The organism is Streptomyces sp. NPDC033229, assembly GCF_055576875.1.
On sequence record NZ_JBVIQR010000161.1, the window covers coordinates 1 to 3,003 of the forward strand.

General features: G+C 66.6%; 2 protein-coding genes and 1 pseudogene. 2 read left to right on the top strand and 1 reads right to left on the bottom strand.

The window, feature by feature from the left end; genetic code table 11:
* Nucleotides 1–846: pseudogene (locus ACZ53N_RS36995) on the top strand (transposase); the annotation flags it as partial.
* A gap of 316 nt (nt 847–1,162) precedes the next feature.
* Here ACZ53N_RS36995 and ACZ53N_RS37000 read toward each other — a convergent pair.
* On the bottom strand, nt 1,163–1,711 hold the full coding sequence (locus tag ACZ53N_RS37000) for a transposase family protein (RefSeq protein ID WP_469145088.1): 549 nt from the start codon (nt 1,709–1,711) through the stop codon (nt 1,163–1,165).
* A gap of 705 nt (nt 1,712–2,416) precedes the next feature.
* Between ACZ53N_RS37000 and ACZ53N_RS37005 the strand changes: the two genes are divergently transcribed.
* On the top strand, nt 2,417–2,908 hold the full coding sequence (locus ACZ53N_RS37005) for a DUF4232 domain-containing protein (protein ID WP_469145089.1): 492 nt from the start codon (nt 2,417–2,419) through the stop codon (nt 2,906–2,908).
* Nucleotides 2,909–3,003: the final 95 nt, after the last annotated feature.

Here is a 3,003-nt window from a genome sequence, read left to right on the forward strand (position 1 = left end):
ACCTGAGGGTGAGGGTCCGTTCGGTGCAGCGGTGGCGGTGGACGTGGGATGAGGGTGGTCCGTGGGCTCTGAGGTCGCAGGGGCCGGCGTCGCTTCCGAGGCTGAGCCAGAAGCAGTTCGCCGAGTTGGAGGCGGAGCTGGCCAGGGGTCCGGCCGCGCACGGCTGGGAAGACCAGGGCTGGACCCTTGTCGGTGTGAAGGCGGTGATCGGCCGGCGCTTCCACCTGAGCTGCACGATCCAGGGCGTGCGGAGACTGCTGGTACGTAATGGCTGGTCCTGCCAGGTGCCGGGCCCGTCGGGCGATGGAGCGGGACGACGAGGCGGTGGCCGGGTGGGCCCGGGAGGTGTGGCCCTGCGCGGAAGACTCGCGGCGGCGCGTGGAGCCTGGCTCGTCTTCGAGGACGAAGCCGGATTCTCCATGACGCCGCCACAGGCCAGGACCTGGTCCCAACGCGGCCCGCCGGGATGACGGTCGACGTGACGGACGCAAGAGCTTCTCCTGGAGCGACTACCGGGACCTGCTGATCGCAGCACATCAGCAGCTCGGCGGCCCGATCGTGCTCGTCTGGGACAACCTCAACGTCCACAAGGCCGCCGGCCTGCGGAAATTCGCCGAAGCCCGGGACCGGCCCACCATCTGCTACCTGCCGCCCTACGCAACCGACCTCAACCCCGTCGAAGGGATCTGGTCCCTCCTGCGACGCGGCTGGCTCTCCAATGTCGCCTACAGCACACCCGACCACCTCATCCAGCGCATTCGACGCGGCCTCCGGCACATCCAGTACCGCAGCGACCTCATAGACGGCTGCCTCGCCGAAACCGGCCTGACCATCAGACCGGCCTAAACAACGACACGACACCACGAGTTCAATCTCAGTAGGCCGCAGGATGACGGCTGGGCGGTGGCTCCGCTCTACATCGATTACGGGGAGCTGCCGGGTACTCCGAAGAGCCCGGCGAAGCTGATGCTGACCGCCCGTGGACCGGCCGGGCAGGAGATAGCGGCTGCCGTGTGGCAGGTCGTCATCGCATGGGTGCCGCCTTCAACATGGACGGGCATGGACCGTCGACTATGCACTCCGTAGTCGCACGAGAGGCCCATGCCCGCTACCCCATCATGCCTGCCTCAACGGGTCCTGGCACTACCGGCCACCTGGAAGGTTATTCAGAAGTAGTGGATCTTGTTGGGGTCCAGGTGCGGAGGAGTTCGAGCTGGACGGTGGTATCGAGGTTCTCGGGGAAGCGGTCGAGGGGGCCTCGGTAGTTCTCGGAGAGGATCTTCCAGTTCTTCAGGTGCGCGATACAGCGCTCGACAGCGGACCGGATGGCGGAGTGGGCTCGGTTGCAGTCCTTCTCCACCATGGTGAGCGGGCGATGCAAGGGTTTCTTGTGCGGGGTCAGCAGTCCGCAGCCCTGGTAGCCCTTGTCGCCGAGCCCGGGATGTCTGCCGACGGTGGTCTCCATGCCCGAGGCGGTGCGGGCGTGGGAGTCGTGGCGGGCTCCGGGCAGGGGCCGGCCAACGGCCCTGAGGCGGCCCCGGAGGTCGGACATCACCTGGATGTTGTGACCGGTGCGGCGGTGCTTCGCGAAAAACAGCTGCTCAGCGGCCTTCCAGTCCCAGCACGGGGCAAGAAAACCGTCAACAAGGACCGGCTCGCCCCGCGGCCGCCGGGCGACGCCGAACCCCAGCTGCTTCAGGCTGTCCCTCATCACAGGCCGCAGCACGGCCGCATAACGGCAGACCATGGGCTACGAGACACCGAACAGCTCACCGACCATCTCCTGAACCGCGTTGTGACGCAGCAGGAAACACAGCACGACCACCGCCCCCCACAACGGCAGAACACGCGGCCGCCCCGCCGGCGCGCCCCAGCCCGGCAAACACCGCTCCACTCTCCCCATGAGCAGGGACAGCTGATACGGGCTCAAACCGGTAGTACGGTGGAAACGCATCGGTCCCCCCCGAGCGTCCGCACAGGATTCGACACCCCGTACGGTACGCCGAGGGGACCGATCCTGCGCCCAGCAACCAACCAGCAAGATCCACCGACTTCTGAATAACCTTCCCGGGGTGGGGGATGGCTGGTCCGCCATGACCGGGGCGGGTCGGGGCGCGCCTCATTCCCCAGCGGTAATAGCACACGGTACCCAAAGGAGTGGCAGGCCACGGCAGTCCGCATATCACGGGCTGGGAGTCGGCACCCAACCACCGCTCACAGTAGCTTTGTTAGCGCGCCGGGTAGTCGCTCATTGCAGCGCGAAGACAGGCTGCGCGCGTTACGCTGGCCCTATGGAACCACCCCTGCCCGTCGGCCTAGACGCCGTGCGGCTGCATGAGTGGCCAGCTAGACCACCCGCACCGCCCTCCGGTACCTGTGCGGTTGGCTCGCTCCGCTGTACGACAAGGTGACTGCCATGGTCCTCCTCTCCCCACACATTGCCACCGCCGCGATGGCCGCTGTGCTGGTTGCAGGAAATGCCGCCTTGGCCCAGGCCAGCCCCATGGTCACGTGTACCGTCGGCGACTTGCACGTGACCATGGGGCGTCAGGACCGCGGCGCAGGACAGGTCTACTGGCCAATCCTGTTCACCAACATCAACACCTCCAGATGTGCCCTGCGCGGCTACCCTGGTGTCTCTGCTCTGGACGGCGAATACCAGCAGATCACCCCGCCCGCCACCCGTACGGGAGAACCCTTCCGCACTGTCATTATCCGCCCTGGCCAAACCGCCACCGCGCTCATTCACACCACCAACGGTCCACTTGACGGTGAGCCCTGCCGACCGGCCAGTACCTACCTGCGTGTCTATCCCCCCGCCTCTTATCAGGCCGTCCTCATCAGAGCCTCACTGCGTGTCTGTACCAGCCTCTTCGAGACCGGCCCCCTCACAGCCGACACCTCCTAGCCTCGCTGTTTCGCTTGGGGTGACGAGGTGATGCTGTGGGGTTGATCGAGGCGGTATCGGGGGGTGGGCATGGTGGGGGCCCGGCGCGGTGGTCG